Source organism: Stenotrophomonas maltophilia R551-3 (assembly GCF_000020665.1).
In the GTDB taxonomy this organism is placed as follows: Bacteria; Pseudomonadota; Gammaproteobacteria; order Xanthomonadales; family Xanthomonadaceae; genus Stenotrophomonas; species Stenotrophomonas maltophilia_L.
The window spans coordinates 783,549-804,740 of sequence record NC_011071.1 but is presented as its reverse complement, the minus strand read 5'-3'; the positions used below and the strand labels follow the sequence as shown (position 1 = coordinate 804,740).

Genomic DNA, 21,192 nt, shown 5'->3' with positions numbered 1-21,192 from the left:
CCCCACAATACAGACAGGCGGCGCCAGCAGGTGCCGCCTTTTGCATGGCTTTCAACCAAGGAGCTTCACCATGAACACCGCCAGCGGCCTGCCGCCGTCGATCACCGTTTCTACCTTCGACATGGACCGCCTGGACGCCATGCTCGAATCCCCTGCGCTGAGCCAGACGCCTGCCGCGCTCACGCTTGCTGAAGAACTCAACCGTGCCACCGTGCTGGCACCGGACCAGATTCCCGAAGGCATCGTCATGATGCATTCGCGCGTGGAGTGCGAAGATGAAGTGTCGGGCGAAAAGCACGTCCTGACCCTGGTCTTCCCCCGCGAAGCCAACGTCGATGAAGGCAAGGTTTCCGTGCTGGCCCCGGTCGGCAGTGCCCTGCTTGGCCTTTCCATCGGCCAGAGCATCGACTGGAATGCGCCCGGCGGCCGCAAGCTGCGCCTGCGCGTGACCGCGGTCCACAACGACCGCCCCTGATTACCGCTGCGCACAGCGCGCGATTCGATCCCCCTGCACCAGGAGCCGTAATGAGTACCCCGTCCAAACTGTCCCAGCTGCGCGAACTGTCCGTGGTCGTTGCCGATACCGGTGACTACGAGGCAATCAAGCGCCTGCAGCCGGTGGACTGCACCACCAACCCGACCCTGGTGAAGAAGGCGCTGGACCTGCCGGTGTACGCCGAGCTGATCGAACGCGAACTGGCCTGGGGCCGCCAGCAGACGGGCGACCGCGAAGCCGTGGTGCACGCCGTGGCCGACCGCCTGACCATCGGCGTCGGCGCGCTGCTGAGCACGCTGGTGCCGGGCCGCGTGTCCACCGAAGTGGACGCCGACCAGGCCCACGACACCGCTGCCACCGTGGCCAAGGCCCGCCAGTTCATCCAGATGTACGCCGATGCCGGCGTGCCGCGCGAGAAGATCCTGATCAAGATCGCCGCGACCTGGGAAGGCGTGGAAGCCGCGCGCATCCTGCAGGCCGAGGGCATCGACTGCAACCTGACCCTGATCTTCAACCCGACCCAGGCCCTGGCCTGCAGCGAAGCCGGCGCGTTCCTGATCTCGCCGTTCGTCGGCCGCATCCTGGACTGGTACGTTGCCAACGGCCAGACCCCGGCCAGCATCGATGAAGACCCCGGCGTCGTGTTCGTGCGCGGCGTGTACGCCGAATTCAAGCGCCGCGGTTCGCCGACGGTGGTGATGGGCGCCTCGTTCCGTTCGACCGCGCAGATCGAAGCGCTGGCCGGCTGCGACCGCCTGACGATTTCGCCGGACCTGCTGGAGAAGCTGGACGCCGACCACGGCGAGCTGCCGCGCAAGCTGGTGGCCGGTGCGGCCGACGGCGTGGCCGTGACCCCGATCGACGCGGCGAAGTTCGCGGCGGATCTGGCGGCCGATCCGATGGCGACCGAGAAGCTGGCAACCGGTATCGATGCATTTGCCAAGGATCTGCAGGCGCTGCGCGAGCGCATTCGCTCGGAACTGTGAGGATTTCGGCCAACGGCTGAGCCCCTCGTGGCGGATCGATTTGTAGAGTCGAGCTTGCTCGACTGACTGCTAAAGCAAAAGCCGCGCTGGGTCGGGCGGGTTGGGTTCGCGGGAGACGCCGTGAATCCGTCCCTGGAGGCTTGGCCGCCGCTTGCTCGTGTGCGCTGTCCTGCGCACACGGCAAGACCGGGGTTGGGCGTCCTGCCCAACCCGCCCGAGGCATGCCTCGGGCCCATGCGGCTCACGCCCCTGCACAGCCTGCCCACCCTGCCTTCGACAGATTCCGGCGGCCGCCCGCCACGGATGAAAGAAAGAAGAGCAAAGCGGGTCGCGCGCTTCGCTTGCTCTGAGCCGAGCATGGCTCCGCTCTACAGAAAGCACTGCAGGATCAAACAAAAAGGACGCGGCGAAGGCCGCGTCCTTTTTGTTTTCTTTCAGTTCGTCAGTAACCCATGCTCTTGCCCACCGTCACCGGGAAACTGTCGGGGGTGGGGCGGTGTGGGTTGGCAGGACCGTTGGCGCCATGGATGGCGCCATCGAGCCCCCAGGGACGGGTTTACGGCGTGTCCTGCCAACCCACACCGCCCCGCCCAACCCGCAGAAACGCAGAGCCGCTTTGGCTTTGGCTTCTGCCGTAGATTCTGCCCGCCGCAGGCGGACCACCGCGCGTCAGCGCGGCGCCTCCACATCCAACCCGATCGGGCAGCTCACGCCGGTGCCGCCGATGCCGCAGTAGCCGTTCGGATTCTTCGCCAGGTACTGCTGGTGATAGTCCTCGGCGTAGTAGTACTCCGGCGCCGGGTACACGATCTCGGTGGTGATCGGGCCGTAGCCCGCCGCATCCAGCTGGGCCTGGTAGGCCTCGCGGCTGGCCAGCGCAGCGGCGTACTGTGCCTCGTCGGTGGCGTGGATCGCCGAACGGTACTGGGTGCCGGTGTCGTTGCCCTGGCGCATGCCCTGGGTCGGGTCGTGGCTTTCCCAGAACAATTGCAGTAGCCGCTCCAGGCTCACCACGGCCGGATCGAACACCACCTGCACCACTTCGGTGTGGCCGGTCAGGCCCGAGCAGACCTCTTCGTAGGTCGGGTTCGGGGTGATGCCACCGGCATAGCCCACGGAGGTGCTGTACACGCCCGGTTCGGTCCAGAACTTGCGCTCGGCGCCCCAGAAGCAGCCCAGCGCGAAACGGATCTGCTGCAGGCCGGCAAAACGGTCCTTCAGCGGATGGCTGTTCACGAAGTGCTGGTTGCTGTGCAGCGGCAGCGGTTGGTCACGCCCCGGCAGAGCTTCTTCCGGGCGCGGCAGGCGCTGCTTGAAGGCGCCGATGCCGAGGATGCCCTGGCCAATTCCCAACATGATGCGCTCCTACGCCGGAAGGCCGGCTACGTCGTCTGCATCTGAAATGGGGACGTCCGGCGCGTGGCCCAAGTCCAGCGCGGCCACGATGTCCTCGGCCTGCGGCCGTGCCGCATCAGGGATGCCCACCCGCAGCACGCCGAACAGCGGCAGCTCGCCCATGCCGCCCAGCAACGACTCGCCAAACACAAAGGCCGGGATGCCGGCATCCTCCAGCGCGTGCTTGACCAGGTGGGCGTCGAACAGATTGTCGGCCTTGTACACGATGTGCATGCGGCGGCTCCTCGGGGCAGAGCTCCAGCATACGCCTGCCCCATCCCGGTAGCGCCGGGCCATGCCCGGCGGATTACCGCTGCGCTCGCCGGGCATGGCCCGGCGCTACCGACCCGGACCGGGCAGCCCCGCCCCTTACGCGCTAAACTGTTGGTCTTTCTGCCTTTCTCTTCGCCGACTCATGTCCGAGCACACCCCCGCCAGCCCCGAGACCCCCGCCGACAGCCACGAAAAGCGCGATTTCATCCGCCAGATCGTGCGCGAGGACCTGGCCAGCGGAAAGCACCAGGCGATCAAGACCCGCTTCCCGCCAGAACCGAACGGCTACCTGCACATCGGCCATGCCAAGTCGATCTGCCTGAACTTCGGCATCGCCGGCGAGTTCAGCGGCGTCTGCAACCTGCGCTTCGACGACACCAACCCGGCCAAGGAAGATCCGGAATACGTGGCCGCGATCCAGGATGACGTGCGCTGGCTGGGCTTCGAGTGGAACGAGCTGCGCCACGCCTCGGACTATTTCCAGACCTACTACCTGGCCGCCGAGAAGCTGATCGAACAGGGCAAGGCCTATGTCTGCGACCTGTCGGCCGAGGAAGTGCGCGCCTACCGCGGCACCCTGACCGAGCCGGGCCGTCCGTCGCCATGGCGCGACCGCAGCGTCGAGGAAAACCTCGACCTGTTCCGCCGCATGCGTGCCGGTGAGTTCCCCGATGGCGCGCGCACCGTGCGCGCCAAGATCGACATGGCCAGCGGCAACATCAACCTGCGCGATCCGGCGCTGTACCGCATCAAGCACGTCGAGCACCAGAACACCGGCAACGCGTGGCCGATCTACCCGATGTACGACTTCGCCCATGCACTGGGCGATTCCATCGAAGGCATCACCCACTCGCTGTGCACGCTGGAATTTGAAGACCACCGCCCGCTGTACGACTGGTGCGTGGACAACGTCGATTTCGCCCATGACGACGCGCTGACCCAGCCGCTGGTCGATGCCGGCCTGCCGCGCGAAGCGGCCAAGCCGCGCCAGATCGAGTTCTCGCGCCTGAACATCAATTACACGGTGATGAGCAAGCGCAAGCTGATGGCGCTGGTCACCGAACAGCTGGTAGACGGCTGGGAAGACCCGCGCATGCCGACCCTGCAGGGCCTGCGCCGCCGTGGCTATACCCCGGCGGCGATGCGCCTGTTCGCCGAGCGCGTGGGCATCAGCAAGCAGAATTCGCTGATCGACTTCAGCGTGCTGGAAGGCGCACTGCGCGAAGACCTGGACAGCGCCGCGCCGCGCCGCATGGCGGTGGTCGATCCGGTCAAGCTGGTGCTGACCAACCTGCCGGAAGGCCACGAAGAGCAGCTCACCTTCAGCAACCACCCGAAGGACGAGAGCTTCGGCAGCCGCGAAGTGCCGTTCGCACGCGAGGTGTGGATCGACCGCGAGGACTTCGCCGAAGTGCCGCCGAAGGGCTGGAAGCGCCTGGTCCCGGGTGGCGAAGTGCGCCTGCGCGGCGCCGGCATCATCCGCTGCGATGAAGTGATCAAGGATGCCGACGGCACCATCACCGAACTGCGCGGCTGGCTGGATCCGGAATCGCGTCCGGGCATGGAAGGCGCCAACCGCAAGGTAAAGGGCACCATCCATTGGGTCAGCGCCGTGCATGGCGTACCGGCCGAGATCCGCCTGTACGACCGCCTGTTCTCGGTGCCGAACCCGGACGACGAGTCGGAAGGCAAGACCTACCGCGATTATCTCAACCCGGAATCGCGCCGCACTGTCACCGGCTATGTCGAGCCGGCCGCGGCCAGCGCTGCGCCGGAGCAGTCGTTCCAGTTCGAACGCACCGGCTACTTCGTGGCCGACCGCCGCGACCACACCGATGCCAAGCCGGTGTTCAACCGCAGCGTGACCCTGCGCGACACCTGGTCGGCCTGAGGACCTGCGCGGGCGCCGGGAAGGCGCCCGCACGAATCCGACGATGATCACCGCCCTCTCCGTCCTGCTCTGGTTCATCTCGCAGCATCCGCTGCTGACGTTCTTTGCAGCGATGGTGCTGGCCGGGCTGGTCTCGTGGTGGCGGCGCTTTCCGGGCTACGCCATCGTGGTGTTCCCGCTGGCGATGCTCAACATGTTCCTCGGCCACTTCCTCAACGCCGCCTTCCTCAACGTGGTGGGCGAGCGTGGTGAAGCGGTGGTCGTCAAGGCCGAGGAAACCAACTCCACGCTCAACGAGCAGTACATCTGGCGCTACGAAGCGGTGCTTCGCACCGCCGAGGGCCGCGACGTGGAGGTGGTGTTCCACACCAATACCGCTTCGTTGTGGCCGCTGGAAAACGCCATCCGCATCCCTGCACGCGACCAGCCGTTCGTAGTGAAGTACACGCCGGGCTTCCCGCGCAACTTCGTCATCCTCACCAACGAATCACCGCACGGCATCGCCCAGGCCCGGGCCAGCGCGCGCGAGCGCGTGGAGGTGGCGGCACGCAAGCTGCATTTCAGCCCGGGCAATGCCGATTTCCGCGCGGACTATCGCCGCGAGCTGGAAACCTGGCTGCGCGACCACGGCAACGATCCGCAGCAGCAGCCCGACGCGCAGCGATACCGCGCCGAACTCGAAGCGCTCGAGCGCTAGTTCCAGGCCCTGCCTGGATGTTCCCCCCCATCCACCCACAGGCCTGACATGACCACGACCTCTACCGCCCTCCTCCCGCTGCTGCAGCAGGTCCTGCAAGGCGCCGATATCGCCAGCCGCGCCGACGGTGGCGCGCTGCTGCTGGACAGCGGCCTGCGCCTGACCCCGCATGCGATGGCCGCGCAGGAGCGCGACAACGGCGGCTGGCAGACCTCCACCGTCATCGAGAGCCAGCATCCGGTGCTGTTCGCCGATGGCCTGTTCGAGTACCAGCACGCCAACGGTGCCGATGAGCAGGCATCGCTGCTGTCTGGTTTCCAGACCTGGGTGCGGGTGGACCTGGCCACGCTGCAGACCGCGATCGGCGCCGAAGACGCGCAGGGCCTGCCGATGATGGGCCTGACCTATCCGGCCGGCGATGACGGCGAGGAACACCAGCGCACCGTGGTGCTGGGGCCGCTGGCGCACTACCGCGCGCAGGAGGTGGATGCATCCACCTGCAGCGAGGACGACCACGGCTCCTGCCCATGCTGCCTGTTCACCCGCAGCATGGAGGCCTTCGATGAGCTGCTGAAAGCCCGCCAATTCCTCGCCATCCGCCTGTTCGCCTCGCGCGATGCCGACGGCCTGTGCGAAGCCGATTGCCGGGTCAACGGCCACGACTTCGGTGCCGCTCTGCCCCTGCTGCGCGCCTACGCCGCCAGCTGGCCGCAGGCCGGGCTGGAGTTCCGCAAGCAGTACGTGGTGATCCGCACCGGTTCGCCGGGCTGACCCGCCGCCACACCCGATACAGGCCGGTGCAGCTACACTGCGCGCCGGTTTCCAAAGCAACCGCACCTTCTTCCATTCCCTAAGAGGCACCCCCGCGATGCTGTACGCGCAAGTCCACCTGACCCTTCCCGCCTGGATTCACGACCAGATCGACCTGGATCGTCGATATCCGGGCGATGAGGCCAAGGTCGCGCTGGCGATCGAGCTGTCGCGGTTGAACGTCGAGCACGCCAGTGGCGGCCCGTTCGGCGCGGTGGTGTTCGGCCCTGAAGACAAGGTCATCGCCGCCGGCGTGAACCGGGTCATGCCGCACTCGACCTCGCTGGCGCATGCCGAGAACATGGCCTACATGCTGGCCCAGCAGCGCCTGCAGACGCCGCGTCTGAACGCGGTACTGTCACCGGTCACCCTGGCCACCAGTTCGCAGCCGTGCTGCCAGTGCTACGGCGCCACCGTGTGGGCCGGCATCGACCGCCTGCTGATCGGTGCCAACTCGGCCGACGTCGAAGAGCTGACCCCGTTCGATGAAGGTCCGCTGCCGGCCGACTGGGTGGGTGAACTCAACAAGCGCGGCATCGAAGTGGTGCAGGGCCTGAACCGCGACGCCGCACGCAGTGTGCTGCGTGCCTATGGGGAAAGCGATGGCGCCCGTTACTGAAACCGGCATCGGCCTGCTGTGCCTGTGCCGGCAGGGCTTCGAGCCCGAGCTGGCCGGCGAGCTGCAGTTCCGCGCCAGTGAAGCCGGTTTCGCCGGCTATGCGCGCACCCAGCGCAATGACGGCTACGTGTTGTTCATGTGCGACGAAGCCGCCGCGCTGGCACCACGGCTGCGCTGGCGCGAACTGATCTTCGCGCGGCAGAAGCTGGTGGTGCTGGCCGAGCTGCCGCAGCTGGACCCGGCTGACCGCATCACCCCGATGCTGGAGGTGCTGGCCGATGCGCCGCGCTTCGGCGACCTGTGGGTGGAGCATCCCGATTCGGACGCCGGCAAGCCACTGTCCGGGCTGGCCCGTGCCTTCGGCAATGCGCTGCGCCCGGCGCTGCGCAAGGCCGGCAAGCTCACTGACAAGCCAAACAATCGCCTGCCGCGCCTGCACGTGGTGTTTGTCGACGGCACCCACGCCTTCGTCTGCGTGGCCGACCCGGCCGACAGCGCACCGTGGGCACTGGGCATCCCGCGCCTGAAGCTGCTGCCGGAAGCGCCGTCGCGTTCGGCGCTGAAGCTGGACGAAGCGCTGCTGACCCTGCTGACCCCGGAAGAACGCGAGGCACTGGCCAAGCCCGGCATGCGCGCGGCTGACCTGGGCGCCGCACCGGGCGGCTGGACCTGGGTGCTGACCCGCCAGCACATGCACGTGCTGAGCATCGACAACGGCCCGCTGCGCCAGCACGTGCTGGACACCGGCCTGGTCGAGCACCTGCGCGCCGACGGCTTCCACTGGCACCCGGAACAGCCGCTGGACTGGATGGTCTGCGACATGGTCGAGCAACCGCGGCGCGTGGCCGAACGCATGGCCACCTGGTTCCGCGAAGGCTGGTGCAGGCACGCGATCTTCAACCTGAAGCTGCCGATGAAGAAGCGCTGGGACGAAACCCGCTTGTGCCTGGACCTGTTCCAGGAGCAGGCCGGCAAGCCGCTGGTGGTACGTGCCAAGCAGCTGTATCACGACCGTGAAGAGATCACGGTGCTGGCCTCGCCGCTGCGCTGAGGCCATCGCGCCCGCCGGGCATGGCCCGGCGCTACCGAGGAAGGGAACCATGCGATACCACCCGCTCGCCTTGCTGATCACCGTACTGGCAGCCGCACCGGCCATTGCACAGCAGTTGCCACCCATGCCGGCGCAGAGCCAGCCGTTGGGCCCGACCGGCGGCGCGATCCGCCAGCAGCCGCTGGATGCCGGCCGGGTCAGCGGCAGCGTCGAGATTGCACGGCCGGCCGGCGAGGCACAGGTGACCGTGCGTTCGCTGGAACCGAGCAGCGTGGTCGGCCAGTACCGCATCCACTTCGCTGCGCTGGATGTGAACGGTGATGGCTTCATCAGCCGCGAGGAAGCGCAGGCGAATCCGGCGTTGGCCGATGAATTCAATGCGCTGGACGTGAAGCGCCGCGGCAAGCTGGATCGTGCCGACCTGGCCGGTTGGTTGGTTGATTGAAAAAGGGGACGGAGGGGATTAAGTCGTATGTGCACATACGACTTAATCCCCTCCGTCCCCTTTTTGCATCAGACCCCGGCGGCGCGCTTCCAGAATGCCTGCACCAGCGGCGGCCACTTGCCGACGCAGCCCAGCGCGCGGCCGCGGGCCAGGGTCAGGTGCATCTCGTCGTTGGAGAACAGGCGGTTGATCGCATCGAAGCTGTAAGCGGCGATGTGGTTGTCGCTGCGCCGTTCGCGTGCCCAGCGCTGCAGGCGCTGCGGCGACAGCCGCGGCTGGCCGCGGCGTTCGGCCGACGGCGCCAGCCACTGCTGCAGGGCGGCGACATCGCGCAGCCCCAGGTTCACGCCCTGCCCGGCCAGTGGATGCACTACGTGCGCGGCATCGCCCAACGCCAGCACGCGGCCGGCCACGTAGTGACGGGCCAGCTGCCGACGCAGCGGGAACGCCGCACGCGGTGATGCCAGCCGCAGTTCGCCCAGGCGCGCGGCGAACGCACGCGTCAGTTCGCGGTTGAAGGCGTCCTCGTCCAAGGCCAGCACGCGAGCCGCTTCATCCTCGGGCAGGGTCCAGACGATCGAACTGCGGCGCTCGGCCACCGGCAGCAGCGCCAGCGGCCCGGTCGGCAGGAAGCGTTGCCATGCGGTGGCCTGGTTGGGAAGATCGCTGTCCACATAGGCCACCACGCCACGCTGGTGGTAGTCATGCCGCTCCACCTCGATCCCGGCCAGCTGGCGCAAGGTCGACTCGGCGCCATCGGCCGCCACTGCCAGCGCCGCTTCCAGACGACGACCGTCGTCCAGGCGCAGGCGAACACCGTCATCATCCTGTTCCAGCGCTTCCACCCGTGCCGGGCAGTGCAGCTGCACGCCCGCCGCTGGCAGTGCCGCCCACAGGCGATCCTGCAACAAGCCATTCTCGACGATGTAGCCCAGCTCGCGACGACCGAAGCGGTCGGCGTCGAACAGCAGATCCTCGCCACCGGCCGCATCCCACACCTGCATGCGCCGGTAAGGGCAGGCGCGGGCCTGCGCGATCGCCGGCCACACGCCCAGGCGGTTCAACAGTTGTACGTTATCAGCGGCGAAGGCGAACACGCGCAGGTCCGGCTGTGCGGCCTGCCACGGTGCTGGTTCGCGGCCTTCCACCAGCGCAACCGACAGGCCGGCATCGGCCAGCGCCAGCGCACACGCGGCACCGACGACGCCACCACCAACGATGGCTACATCAAGACGCGTGCGCCGGCTCATGCGGCTTCTCCGCGGCACAGGCGCGGCACTTCACCACGGAAGCCCATCGCGCCACCGACCAGCATCGACTGCACCGACGCGCGCTGTGCGGCGACCAGGCCAAGGCTGCGCAGCGGCCGCATCAGCGGCGCCGGGTTGCTGGTCAGGCGCGCCAGGCCACCGGAGAACGCCACCGTCTGCCGGCGATCTTCCTCGCGGCGCGCGACATAGGCCTGCAGCAATGCATCACTGCCGGCATCCTCATGCGCATCCTCCAGCAGTTCGGCCAGGGTCAGCGCATCGCGCAGGCCCAGGTTGAAGCCCTGCGCGCCCAGCGGATGGATGGTCTGCGCGGCATTGCCGAGCAGCACCGTGCGCTCACCGGCCAGCGCGCGCGCCAGCACCTGGATGAGCGGGTAGGCACTACGCGGGCCGGATTCAAGCAGGCGGCCGGCACGCCAGCCGATCGCGCTCTGCAGGCGTTGCAGCCAGGCCGCATCGTCCAACGCCAACACCGCATCGGCCTGGTCGCGCGCGACACCGTGCACGGTGCCGAAGTGGCGATCGCCACGCGGCAGCAGGGCAGTCGGGCCGGTATCGGTGAAGCGCTCCCAGGCGGTGCCATCCGGCGCGCGCTGGCTGCGCACGCGGGCCACGAACAGGGTCTGCTGGAAATCGTGGCGGTCGGCCTCGATGCCCAGTGCGCCACGCACGCCGCTGCTGGTGCCATCGGCACCGACCACCAGCCGTGCCAGCAGCACGCGTTCGCCGGCCTCATCGGCCACCCGCACCTGGCGGTAGCCATCGACCACCTCGCCCAGCCCCAGGAACCGCATCGGCCGGTAGCGACGCAGTCGTGGCAGCTCCTGCAGACGCGATTCCAGCGCCTGGCCGAAATCACGCGCGACCACCACCTGGCCGAACCACGGCCGGTCGTAATCGGCCGCTTCGAGCTGCACACGGCCGAAATCGCCGGCACGACTGACATGGATGCGCCGGATCGGGCCCGGTACCATCGCCAGCTTCTGCATCACCCCCAGCGCGGTCAGCGCATTGACGGTGGCAGCGGCGAAACTGAGATTGCGCTGGTCGAACACCGCCGGCAGCTCTCCGGCCGGACTGGCCTCGAGCAGGCCCACGTCGCGGCCCAGGCGGTCCAGGGCAATGGCCAGGCTGGCACCGACCAGGCCACCACCGACGATCAGCACGTCATGTCGTTCACTCATGGGCTCATGATACGCGCTCGCCCCCACTGCAAGCCCAATGCATCCCACCTGCGCCAACCCGCGCGGCGGGCTAGAATGAAACCTGAATCCGCTCCGGGCCCGCCGCCATGTCCGACACCGCCAACCGCGCCTTCGTCCTGTCAGTACTCGTACTGCTGCTGGCGGCGACCCGCGTCAACCACTTCGCGGCGATCCCCGATGCCTCCTGGGCCGTGTTCTTCATCGGCGGCTTCTACCTGGCGCGCTGGACGCGCTGGGCGTTCCCGCTGCTGATGGTGTTCGCGGTGCTGGTGGACTGGATCGTGATCCGCAGCAGTGGCCTGGATTTCTGGCAGCACTACTGCGTGTCGCCGGGCTACTGGCTGCTGCTGCCGGCGTACTTCTCGCTGTGGGCTGGCGGCATGCTGCTGGGCCGCAACTACCAGAGCGCGCGCTGGTCGGTGCTGGCCAAGGGCGCGCTGCTGCTGGTTGCCTCGGTGGCGGTCTGCCATCTGCTGGCACAGGGCGGCTTCTACTGGAGCAGCCGCAACGTGGCCGAGCCGACCCTGGCCGGCTGGGCACAGAACTACGCGCAGTGGTTCGGGCCGTACCTGCGCACCACGGCGATCTACGTGGCGCTGGCCGCCGCCCTGCAGCTGGCCGTGGAGCAGGTGCTGAAGCTGCAGCAGGCCCGCCGCGACATCCGCCACTGAGCCGCACCATGGGTCATCGCCTCTCGCGCATTTACACCCGCACCGGCGACGACGGCAGCACCGGCCTCGGTGACGGCCAGCGCGTGGCCAAAGATGACGCCCGGGTCGCCTCCTACGGCACCGTCGACGAGGCCAATGCCGCACTCGGCCTGCTGCTGGCGGCCCCGTTGCCCGAGGACGTGCGCGCGCTGGTCGTGCATCTGCAACACCAGCTGTTCGACCTCGGCGCCGAGCTGTGCATCCCCGGCCACGCCGCGATCCACGCCGCCGATGTCTCCGCGCTGGAGCAGCAGCTGGACCACTACAACGCAGGCCTGCCAATGCTGAAGGAGTTCATCCTGCCGGCCGGCGGCGAGGCCGCTGCACGCTGCCACCTGGCGCGCACCATCGTCCGCCGCGCCGAGCGCGAGACGGTCACCCTGGCCCGCCACGAGGCTGTGCGCAGCGAGGCGCTGCAGTACCTCAACCGTTTGTCGGACCTGCTGTTCGTGCTGGCCCGGGTGCTGGCCCGTGCCGATGGCCACGGCGAAGCGCTGTGGCAGCCACAGCAGCGCCAGCGCTGAGTCGGCACGATGCTGGTCTACTCCCATCCGTCCTGCCTGCTGCATGACCCCGGCCCCGGCCATCCGGAGTGCCCGCAGCGCCTGCAGTACGTACTCGACGCACTGCACGCCGCCTTCCCTGATCAGCTGGACTGGCGCGAGGCGCCGCCGGCCAAGTTCGGCGAACTGACCCGGGTCCACGACAGCGCCCTGCTCGACTTCGTGCTGCAGCCGCAGACCGCGCCGTTGCGCCAGCTGGACATGGACACCTGGACCTCGCCCGGCTCGGCCAGCGCCGCCGTGCACGCCGCCGGTGCCGGCGTGGCCGCGGTCGATGCGGTGATGCTGGGCGAGGACCCGCTGGCCTTCTGCGCGGTACGCCCGCCGGGCCACCACGCCACCAGCAGCACGGCGATGGGCTTCTGCCTGCTGAACAACATCGCCATCGCTGCCGCCTATGCCCGCGACCGCCACGGACTGGAGCGTATCGCGGTGGTCGACTTCGACGTCCACCACGGCAATGGCACCCAGGACATCTTCCAGCACGACGCCCGGGTCTCGTACTACAGCACCCACCAGGCCGGGCTGTTTCCCAATTCCGGCCTGCGCCGTGATCGCGGTGCCGGCAACCTGATGAACATCCTGCTGCCCCCCGGCAGTGGCGGTTTCCGCTTCCGCAATGTCTGGGCCGACGAGATGCTGCCGGCCATCGACGACTTCCGTCCGCAACTCCTGCTGATCTCCGCCGGCTTCGACGCCCACCTGCGCGACCCGCAGGCCGATCTGATGCTGGAGACCGACGATTTCGCCTGGATCACCCGTGAACTGCACGCGCTGGCACGCCGCCATGCGGCCGGCCGGGTGGTCTCGATGCTGGAGGGCGGCTACGACCTGCAGGCCCTGGCCGAGTGCAGCGTGGCCCATGTCCAGGCCCTGATGTCAGCGGCCACCGGTGACGGCGCCGGATGAACCCGAACCGGCAGGATCGGCCCCCCTTCATTGCCCCTATGCAAGGGATGGGGCAAGCTACCGTCCGTTTTCGCCCGAATCCGAACCGCGTGCGCCGAGCCCTCCGCCTGCTTCCCCTGCCTCTGAGCATCGCCATCTGCCTGCCGGCAATGGCCGATGAAAAGCCGCTCAACTGGGGCCTGTGCCCGGCCACCGACGTCATTCCCGCGTTCACCGACGCCCCGACCCCGGTCCCCGGCCAGGACAAGGCCACTGCCGCCGCCGCGCGCGAACAGCAGCCGACCGACATCGAAGGCGACCAGCTGCTGGGCACCACCACCGTGCCGCAGTACGAGGGCAACGTGGCGCTGCGCCGGGGTGACCAGTTCGTCGGTACCGACAAGCTCAGCTTCGATACCGAGACCGGCAACTACATCGCCGACGGCAATGTCCGCTACCAGGACGGGTCGATCCGGATGGTCGCCAAGCGCGCCGAGGGCAACCAGGAAAGCGACACCCACAAGATCACCGACATCCAGTACCAGCTGGTGTCGCGCCGGGGCAATGGCGATGCCGAGTCGGTCGACCTGCAGGGCGCGGTCGGCCAGATGCACCGCTCCACCTACACCACCTGCGACCCGTCGCAGCCGGTGTGGAAGCTGTCGGCGCCGCAGATCGAAGTGGACAACGACGAAGGCTTCGGCACGGCCCGCAACGCCGTGCTGCGCATCGGCAAGGTGCCGGTGCTGTGGGCGCCCTACTTCAAGTTCCCGATCGATGACCGCCGCAAGACCGGCCTGCTGTTCCCGCAGCTGGGCATGTCCGGGCGCAATGGCTTCGATTATGCGCAGCCGATCTATTTCAACCTGGCGCCGAACTACGACGATACCCTGACCCCGCGCTACATGAGCCGGCGCGGCCTGCTGCTCGACAACGAGTTCCGCTATCTCTACAACGGCGGCCGCGGCGAGGTGCTGACCTCCTTCATGCCCAACGACAAGCTGCGCGATCGTGATCGCGGCCGGGTGATGTTCACCGGTTATCACAACGTGAACAGCAACTGGCAGGCCCGCGCCAACCTGGCCTGGGTCAGCGACGAACGTTATGTCGAGGACTTCGCCAACCGCCTGGTGGGGGTGACCGCCTCCAACCTGCAGAGCACGGTCGGCCTGTACGGTACCGGCCAGAACTGGACGGCGGGCATCATGGCCGACCGTTGGCAGCTGACCGACTACACCCTCAACGAGAGCGCTCTGGCCTACAACCGGCAGCCGCGCCTGTACTTCACCTGGGACAAGCCGGTCCTGCCGTGGCTGGAAACCGGCATCTACACCGAAGCGGTGCGCTTCACCCACGACGACATCAACCTCAAGTACGGTGCCGAGGCTGGCCCTGACCTGCAGTACACCCGCACGGGTCAGGTGCAGCGCATGTACGGTGGTTCGCGCCTGGACGTGAAGCCCTACGTGTCGTTCCCGATCAGTGGCGCGGCCTGGTATGTCACCCCGACCCTGGCCTACCGCTATACCGGTTACGAGCTGGATCGCGGCCTGGCAGACCAGGTGCGCGCCAACGTCCTGCGCTCGCAGGGCATCGACCCGAACACCGCCACGCCCGAGCAGCTGCGTGGCAACACTTCGCCCAGCCGCAGCCTGCCGATCGGCAGCATCGACGCCGGCCTGTTCTTCGATCGCGAGACCCGCATCGGTGGCAAGTCGTTCCTGCAGACCCTGGAGCCGCGCCTGTTCTACCTGCGCACGCCCTATCGCAACCAGGACGATCTGCCGATCTTCGATACGCGTGACTTCACCTTCAGCTGGGGCCAGCTGTTCCGCGACTCGCGCTATACCGGCGCCGACCGGCAGAACGATGCCAACCAGTTGACCCTGGCGCTGGGAACCCGCTTCATCGACCAGACCACCGGCAAGGAACGGTTCTCGGCCGCGATCGGCCAGATCCAGTACTTCGACGAGTCGCGGGTCAGCACCACCCCGGGCGGCGCGCCGGTGGAGAAGGGCAAGTCGGCCTGGATCGCCGACGGCAACTACATGATCAACGACCGCTGGACACTGGGCGCCACCTACCAGTGGGACCCGAAGTACAAGCGCGAGGATCTGGCCAGCGTCCGTGCCCGCTACCTGATGCCGAACGACGGCGTGGTCAACCTGAGCTACCGCTACCGCATCAATGCCGGTGCGGCCCCGGGCGCCAACAAGCATGACCGGACCCTGCTGGAGCAGGCCGACCTGTCCTTCCTGTACCCGCTGAATGCGCGGTGGAGCCTGGTTGGCCGCTATTACTACTCGCTGCAGGACAAGGAGCCGCTGGAAATCATCGCCGGCGTGCAGTGGGACAGCTGCTGTCTGGCCGTGCGTGCGGTCGCCCGCCGCTACGTCCGCAACCGCGAAGGTGAGATGAACAACGCCTTCCAGCTCGAGTTCGTACTCAAGGGCTTGAGCTCCATCGGCCAGGACACGGACCGCACTCTGCGCCGTGCTATCCTCGGCTACAACCGCGACGACCTCTATCTTGTGCCGCCCAGCAACACCGGAGCGGCCCGCGATGACTACGATCCGAATCTGATCCCATGACCAAGCGCTTCCCCGTTCTTCTCGCCTCGCTGCTGGCGGTGTCCAGCGTGTCCGCCCCCCTGCAGGTGCTTGCCCAGGAGGCGCAGCCGCTTGACCGCATCGCCGCCGTCGTCGATGAGGACGTGATCCTGCAGAGCGAGCTCCAGCGTGCGATCGCCAACATCAAGGCGCAGTACGTCGGCCGTGAAAACCAGCTGCCACCGGAAGACGTGCTCAGCCGGCAGGTGCTTGAGCGCCTGGTGCTGGTCAAGCTGCAGGTGGCCCGTGCCCAGGGCAGCGGCATCCGGGTCGGCGACCAGGAGCTGAACCAGGCGATGAATGCCATCGCCCAGCAGAATGGTTCGACGCTGGACGCCCTGCGCCAGCGCCTGGCCCATGACGGCATCGATTTCAACGATTTCCGCGCTTCGGTGCGTGATGAGATCACCGTGCAGCGCCTGCGCCAGAGCTTCGCGCAGAGCCGCATCAGCGTCAGCGAGGGCGAAGTCGATGCCGCCCTGAAGCAGCAGGCCACGGTTGGCAACCAGTACCACCTGGCACACATCCTGATCGCCGTGCCCGATGGTGCCAACGCCGACCAGATCGCTACCGGCCAGAAGAAGGCCGATGGCGTGAAGGCGCTGCTGGACAAGGGCGAGCTGGACTTCAATGCCGCTGCCGTCCGCTATTCTGATAGCCCGAACGCGCTGGAAGGCGGCGACCTGGGCTGGCGCAGCCTGGATGAAATCCCTCAGGCTTTCGCGCAGATGATGGAAAAGATGAAGGCCGGTGAAGTGGTCGGCCCGATCCGTGGCCCCAGCGGCTTCCAGCTGCTGAAACTGGTGGAAGTACGTGATGCCAGTGCCGCAGCCGGCGCGAACACCGTCACCGAGTATCACGGCCGCCACATCCTGGTGCGGGTGGACGACCACCAGACCGACGCTGCCGCCAAGGCCAAGATCGATACCCTGCGCGCTCGTATCGCCGGCGGTGCCGACTTCCAGACCGTGGCCAAGGAGTCCTCCGAGGACAGCAACAGCAAGGGCCAGGGCGGCGATCTCGGCTGGTTCCCGGCTGACGCATTCGGCCCGGCCTTTGGCCAGCAGGTCGCCGGCATCCAGGACGGTGGCGTCAGCCAGCCGTTCCGCACCGATGCCGGTTGGCACATCCTGCAGCGCGTGGCCACCCGCCAGACCGACGTGACCAACGACAACCAGCGTGCCCAGGTCCGCGAGACCATCGGCCGCCGCAAGCTGGAAGACGAGTACAACCGCTTCCTGCAGGAACTGCGTGGCGAAGCCTACGTCAGCTTCCGCAGCGGTGACCGCGCGGAAAACACCGCGACCCCGCCGCAGTCCTGACCGATGCGCCCCGAGCTCGCTCTGGTACCGGGCGAGCCCGCCGGGATCGGCCCGGAGCTGTGCGTCCGCCTTGTCCAGCAGCCGCGTGAAGATTGCCGGCTGCTGGCCTTCGCCGACCCGGACACCCTGCGCGCGGCCGCGGCCGCGCTGAACCTGCCACTGCAGCTGCTGCCCGAGGACGCCGAAGCGCGTGTCCCTGGTGACCTGCGCGTGCGTGCCGTCCCCAACGCCGTACCCAGCCATTTCGGCCACGCCGATCCGGCCAATGCCGGCGCGGTCATCGGCGCCCTGCTCGGTGCCGGCCAGGCCTGTCTGTCCGGCGAACTGCACGGGGTGGTCACCGGCCCGGTGCACAAAGCGGTCATCAACGAGGGCGGCATCGCCTACAGCGGCACCACCGAACTGCTGGCCGACCAGGCCGGGGTAAAGGTGGTGATGATGCTGGCCAACCACATCGTGCGCGTGGCGTTGGCCACCACCCACCTGCCGCTGCGCGACGTCGCCGATGCGATCACCGCTCCCGGCCTGGAGCACACCCTGCGTACCGTGCATGCCGCGCTGCGCCGCGAGTTCGGCCTGGCTGCGCCTCGCATCGCCGTGCTCGGCCTGAACCCGCATGCCGGCGAAGACGGCCATCTGGGCCGCGAGGAGCTGGACCTGGTCATCCCCCTGCTGCAGCGCCTGCGCGCAGAGGGCATGGATCTGGTCGGGCCGCTTCCGGCCGACACCGCCTTCCTGCCCGCCAAGCTGGCCGGCTTCGACACCGTGCTGGCGATGTACCACGACCAGGGCCTGCCGGTGCTGAAGTACTCAGGCTTCGAGCAGGCAGTGAACCTGACCCTGGGCCTGCCCTACCCGCGCGTGGCCGTGGACCATGGCACCGCGCTGGATCTTGCCGGCCGCGGCATCGCCGATCCCTCCAGCCTGCAGGCGGCAACGACGCTGTGTGCGCAGCTTGCGCGGCAACGTACACTGAGCGCATGAATTCCCCGCATTCCCCCTCCGGCCCGGTGTTCACCGCACCGGCCAAGAAGCAGCTTGGCCAGCATTTCCTGGCCGACCGCCACTACATCGACAAGATCGTGATGGCAGTCAACCCGAAAGACGGTGACCGCCTGGTCGAGATCGGCCCGGGCCAGGGTGCGATCACCCTGCCGCTGCTGCGCGTGCACCCGAAGCTGACGGTGATCGAGTTCGACCGCGACCTGATCGCGCCGCTGACCGCGGCCGCCGAACCGTTGGGCGAGCTGACCATCGTCCACCGCGATGTGCTGCGCGTGGACTTCACCGAACTGGCCGACGGCCAGCCGATCCGCCTGGTCGGCAACCTGCCCTACAACATCTCCTCGCCCATCCTGTTCCATGCGCTGGAACATGCCGCGGTGATCCGCGACATGCACTTCATGCTGCAGAAGGAAGTGGTCGACCGCATGGCCGCCGGCCCCGGCAGCAAGGTGTTCGGCCGTCTCAGCGTGATGCTGCAGGCGTACTGCGAGGTGACCTCGCTGTTCGTGGTGCCGCCGGGCGCGTTCCGGCCGCCGCCGAAGGTCGATTCGGCCGTGGTGCGACTGGTACCGCGCGACCCGGCCACGATCAACATCCGCGATCACAAGCGCTTTGCCGAAGTGGTCAAGGCCGCTTTCGGCCAGCGCCGCAAGACGCTGCGCAATGCCCTGAACAACGTGGTGTCCGCCGAGCAGTTCGCTGCCGCCGGCGTGCGTCCCGATGCCCGTGCCGAACAGCTGGACGTGGCCGAATTCATCGCTTTGGCCAATGCCTCCTGATTACACTGCCGGTATGGAAGACGCTGACGTTTATGCCATCTCCGTCGAAGTCGCCCCGCGCTTCCTCGACGATCAATCCGCGCCGGAAGACGGCCGCTATGCGTTCGCCTATACGATCCGCATCCACAACCAGGGGCAGGTCGCCGCGCGCCTGATCGCACGCCATTGGCGCATCACCGATGCCAACGGCCGTGTCGAGCACGTCGATGGCGATGGCGTGATCGGCGAGCAGCCACGCCTGCGCCCCGGTGAAGACTTCCGTTACACCTCCGGTGTCATGCTGGGGACCGATCACGGGACCATGCAGGGGCACTACGACATGGTTGCCGACGATGGCACCGAATTCGCTGCGGCGGTCGCACCTTTCGTGCTGGCCATCCCGCGCACCCTGCACTGACACGGAGGCCGAACGATGAGTGTGTGGGCGATCGGCGACCTGCAGGGCTGCTATGACGTCACCCAGCGATTGCTGGAGAAGATCCGCTTCGACCCCGCGCAGGACACCCTGTGGTTCTGTGGCGACCTGGTCAACCGCGGCGGCCAGTCGCTGGAAACGCTGCGGCTGGTGCACTCGCTGCGCGAGCACAGCGTGGTGGTGCTGGGCAACCACGACCTTTCGCTGCTGGCCGTGGGTGCGCGCACCGAAGAGGAACAGCGCAAGGTCAATCCGGACCTGCTGCGCATCGTGCAGGCCGAGGATCGCGACGAACTGCTGGACTGGCTGCGCCTGCAGAAGCTGGTGCATGTGGACCGCGAGCTGGGCTGGATGATGGTGCACGCCGGCCTGGCGCCGAAGTGGACCACGCAGATGGCCGAGCGGCATGCCGCTGAAGTCGAAGTGCAGCTGCACGGCGCCGGCTACCGCAAGCTGTTCCGCAACATGTACGGCGACAAGCCGAGCTGGGCACCGAACCTGTCCGGCTACGACCGTTCGCGCGCGATCATCAACGTGCTCACCCGCATGCGCTACTGCACCCCGCGTGGGCGCATCGGCATCGAGGACAAGGGCACGCCGGGCACGCAGGAACAGGGGCTGTACCCCTGGTTCGAAGTGCCGGGCCGGGTCGAGCGTGACCTCAAGGTCGTCTGTGGCCACTGGTCGGCGCTGGGCCTGACCATCACCCAGGGCGTGCACGCCATCGACACCGGTGCGGTGTGGGGCGGCAAGCTCACCGCGATCCAGCTCGATACCGATGAACTGCGCGTGGTGCAGGTGCCAGGCCGCGATGTACCGGCACCCGTGCCCAACGCCCGCCCGCCAGCGCGCCCGGCGCACGAGCGGCCTGCCGCCGCAGCGCCGGGCAAGGAACAAGGCAAGGAACACGGCGGCGGCACTACGCCCGCTGCCAACCCGGGCAACCGCGGCCCGCGTCGTCGCCGCCGTCGTGGTGGCGCTGGCGGCAACGGTGGTGGTGGCAACAACAACGGCGCACCACCGCAGGCATGACACGACAGGGCTGGGCACCATGGACGGTGCTGCTGCTGACGCTGGCTCTGGCCAGCGGCTGCCAGCCCGGCTCGCCGCCTGCTCCTACGGCTGCGGACAGCGCTGAACGCGCACCGACGCAAGCGCAGGCCGCCTCACCGCCGCTGGTGGCTGCGGCACGCGCGCAGATCGGCGTCACCACCCGCTACGACCCTGCTTACCAGGTGCTGGCCTATCCCGGCGGCGACGTGCCACTGGATCGCGGCGTATGCACTGACGTGGTGGTGCGTGCCCTGCGCAGCCAGGGCCTGGACCTGCAGGCCCGCGTGCACGAAGACATGCGCGGCAACTTCAACGCCTATCCGGCGATCTGGGGCCTGTCACGGCCGGACCGCAACATCGATCATCGTCGCGTCCCGAACCTGATGCGCTGGTTCGAGCGACAGCGCTGGCAGCAGCCGATCAGCACCGCCGCCGCCGACTACGCAGCCGGCGACATCGTCGCCTGGAAACTCAACGGCAACGGCCTGCTGCATGTGGGCATCGTCTCCGACCGGCGCTTGGCCGATGGCACGCCGCTGGTGCTGCACAACATCGCGCGCGGCACGCGGGAAGAGAACCTGTTGTTCCAGCACACGATCATCGGGCATTACCGGATGCCGTAGGCAATCCTGTAGAGCCGAGCCATGCTCGGCTACGGGAGGTGTCCGCGGAAAGCAGCCGAGCATGGCTCGGCTCTACAGATGCGCGG

At 67.9% G+C, this 21,192-nt stretch carries 22 protein-coding genes; 18 read left to right on the top strand and 4 right to left on the bottom strand.

Features of this window, described 5'->3' with window-relative positions; all coding sequences use genetic code 11:
• Nucleotides 1-70: 70 nt before the first annotated feature.
• Nucleotides 71-475 (top strand): nucleoside diphosphate kinase regulator, encoded by a 405-nt coding sequence (rnk, locus tag SMAL_RS03490; protein ID WP_004144805.1) that lies wholly within the window; start codon nucleotides 71-73, stop codon nucleotides 473-475.
• Nucleotides 476-525: 50 nt separating this feature from the next.
• Nucleotides 526-1,482, top strand: a complete 957-nt coding sequence (locus tag SMAL_RS03485; protein ID WP_012510115.1) for a transaldolase — start codon at nucleotides 526-528, stop codon at nucleotides 1,480-1,482.
• Between the two features lie 669 nt (nucleotides 1,483-2,151).
• On the opposite strand, the gene msrA is transcribed toward SMAL_RS03485, so the two are convergent.
• Entirely contained in the window at nucleotides 2,152-2,817 is a 666-nt protein-coding gene (msrA, locus tag SMAL_RS03480; RefSeq protein ID WP_041864627.1) for a peptide-methionine (S)-S-oxide reductase MsrA, read from the bottom strand.
• Between the two features lie 30 nt (nucleotides 2,818-2,847).
• Nucleotides 2,848-3,111, bottom strand: coding sequence for a putative signal transducing protein (locus tag SMAL_RS03475; protein WP_012510113.1), 264 nt, complete (start codon nucleotides 3,109-3,111; stop codon nucleotides 2,848-2,850).
• A gap of 181 nt (nucleotides 3,112-3,292) precedes the next feature.
• Here SMAL_RS03475 and SMAL_RS03470 point away from each other — a divergent pair, with 181 nt between their 5' ends.
• The 6 genes from SMAL_RS03470 (at nucleotide 3,293) to SMAL_RS03445 (ending at nucleotide 8,663) form a co-directional block, all read left to right on the top strand.
• Entirely contained in the window at nucleotides 3,293-5,041 is a 1,749-nt protein-coding gene (locus tag SMAL_RS03470) for a glutamine--tRNA ligase/YqeY domain fusion protein (RefSeq protein ID WP_012510112.1), read from the top strand.
• 43 nt (nucleotides 5,042-5,084) lie between these two features.
• Nucleotides 5,085-5,738, top strand: coding sequence for a membrane protein (locus SMAL_RS03465; RefSeq protein ID WP_012510111.1), 654 nt, complete (start codon nucleotides 5,085-5,087; stop codon nucleotides 5,736-5,738).
• Between the two features lie 48 nt (nucleotides 5,739-5,786).
• Entirely contained in the window at nucleotides 5,787-6,509 is a 723-nt protein-coding gene (locus SMAL_RS03460) for a DUF6348 family protein (RefSeq protein WP_012510110.1), read from the top strand.
• A gap of 97 nt (nucleotides 6,510-6,606) precedes the next feature.
• The gene (locus tag SMAL_RS03455) at nucleotides 6,607-7,167 is read left to right on the top strand and encodes a nucleoside deaminase (RefSeq protein WP_012510109.1); all 561 of its coding nucleotides are present in this window, start codon (nucleotides 6,607-6,609) and stop codon (nucleotides 7,165-7,167) included.
• Complete coding sequence (gene rlmM / locus SMAL_RS03450) at nucleotides 7,151-8,218, top strand: 23S rRNA (cytidine(2498)-2'-O)-methyltransferase RlmM (protein WP_012510108.1); 1,068 nt, start codon at nucleotides 7,151-7,153, stop codon at nucleotides 8,216-8,218. The genes SMAL_RS03455 and rlmM overlap by 17 nt, the downstream gene beginning before the upstream one ends.
• Nucleotides 8,219-8,267: 49 nt before the next feature.
• Nucleotides 8,268-8,663 (top strand): EF-hand domain-containing protein, encoded by a 396-nt coding sequence (locus SMAL_RS03445; RefSeq protein WP_012510107.1) that lies wholly within the window; start codon nucleotides 8,268-8,270, stop codon nucleotides 8,661-8,663.
• 68 nt (nucleotides 8,664-8,731) lie between these two features.
• On the opposite strand, the gene SMAL_RS03440 is transcribed toward SMAL_RS03445, so the two are convergent.
• Together SMAL_RS03440 and ubiH are read right to left on the bottom strand one after the other, a co-directional pair.
• Nucleotides 8,732-9,913 (bottom strand): UbiH/UbiF family hydroxylase, encoded by a 1,182-nt coding sequence (locus SMAL_RS03440; RefSeq protein WP_012510106.1) that lies wholly within the window; start codon nucleotides 9,911-9,913, stop codon nucleotides 8,732-8,734.
• Nucleotides 9,910-11,118, bottom strand: a complete 1,209-nt coding sequence (ubiH, locus tag SMAL_RS03435; protein ID WP_012510105.1) for a 2-octaprenyl-6-methoxyphenyl hydroxylase — start codon at nucleotides 11,116-11,118, stop codon at nucleotides 9,910-9,912. Before ubiH ends, SMAL_RS03440 begins: the two co-directional genes overlap by 4 nt.
• A gap of 107 nt (nucleotides 11,119-11,225) precedes the next feature.
• Here ubiH and SMAL_RS03430 point away from each other — a divergent pair, with 107 nt between their 5' ends.
• From SMAL_RS03430 to SMAL_RS03385, 10 genes are all read left to right on the top strand, one after another.
• A complete protein-coding gene (locus tag SMAL_RS03430; protein ID WP_004144564.1) occupies nucleotides 11,226-11,810 on the top strand; it encodes a hypothetical protein in 585 nt (194 codons plus the stop codon).
• 8 nt (nucleotides 11,811-11,818) lie between these two features.
• Nucleotides 11,819-12,373: a cob(I)yrinic acid a,c-diamide adenosyltransferase gene (locus SMAL_RS03425; protein ID WP_004144563.1), complete on the top strand. Its 555-nt coding sequence runs from the start codon at nucleotides 11,819-11,821 to the stop codon at nucleotides 12,371-12,373.
• 9 nt (nucleotides 12,374-12,382) lie between these two features.
• Nucleotides 12,383-13,321, top strand: coding sequence for a histone deacetylase family protein (locus SMAL_RS03420; protein ID WP_004144562.1), 939 nt, complete (start codon nucleotides 12,383-12,385; stop codon nucleotides 13,319-13,321).
• A gap of 89 nt (nucleotides 13,322-13,410) precedes the next feature.
• On the top strand, nucleotides 13,411-15,891 hold the full coding sequence (lptD, locus tag SMAL_RS03415) for an LPS-assembly protein LptD (RefSeq protein ID WP_012510104.1): 2,481 nt from the start codon (nucleotides 13,411-13,413) through the stop codon (nucleotides 15,889-15,891).
• Nucleotides 15,888-17,231, top strand: coding sequence for a peptidylprolyl isomerase (locus SMAL_RS03410; protein WP_004144556.1), 1,344 nt, complete (start codon nucleotides 15,888-15,890; stop codon nucleotides 17,229-17,231). Before lptD ends, SMAL_RS03410 begins: the two co-directional genes overlap by 4 nt.
• A 3-nt stretch (nucleotides 17,232-17,234) precedes the next feature.
• Nucleotides 17,235-18,215 (top strand): 4-hydroxythreonine-4-phosphate dehydrogenase PdxA, encoded by a 981-nt coding sequence (gene pdxA / locus SMAL_RS03405; RefSeq protein ID WP_012510103.1) that lies wholly within the window; start codon nucleotides 17,235-17,237, stop codon nucleotides 18,213-18,215.
• Nucleotides 18,212-19,015, top strand: coding sequence for a 16S rRNA (adenine(1518)-N(6)/adenine(1519)-N(6))-dimethyltransferase RsmA (gene rsmA, locus SMAL_RS03400; RefSeq protein WP_012510102.1), 804 nt, complete (start codon nucleotides 18,212-18,214; stop codon nucleotides 19,013-19,015). Before pdxA ends, rsmA begins: the two co-directional genes overlap by 4 nt.
• A gap of 13 nt (nucleotides 19,016-19,028) precedes the next feature.
• Complete coding sequence (apaG, locus tag SMAL_RS03395) at nucleotides 19,029-19,412, top strand: Co2+/Mg2+ efflux protein ApaG (protein WP_032968744.1); 384 nt, start codon at nucleotides 19,029-19,031, stop codon at nucleotides 19,410-19,412.
• A 15-nt stretch (nucleotides 19,413-19,427) separates the two neighbouring features.
• Nucleotides 19,428-20,462 carry a symmetrical bis(5'-nucleosyl)-tetraphosphatase gene (locus SMAL_RS03390; protein WP_012510100.1) on the top strand — a complete coding sequence of 345 codons (1,035 nt, stop codon included), beginning with the start codon at nucleotides 19,428-19,430 and terminating at the stop codon, nucleotides 20,460-20,462.
• The gene (locus SMAL_RS03385) at nucleotides 20,459-21,106 is read left to right on the top strand and encodes a DUF1287 domain-containing protein (protein WP_012510099.1); all 648 of its coding nucleotides are present in this window, start codon (nucleotides 20,459-20,461) and stop codon (nucleotides 21,104-21,106) included. Before SMAL_RS03390 ends, SMAL_RS03385 begins: the two co-directional genes overlap by 4 nt.
• The last annotated feature ends 86 nt before the right edge of the window (nucleotides 21,107-21,192 follow it).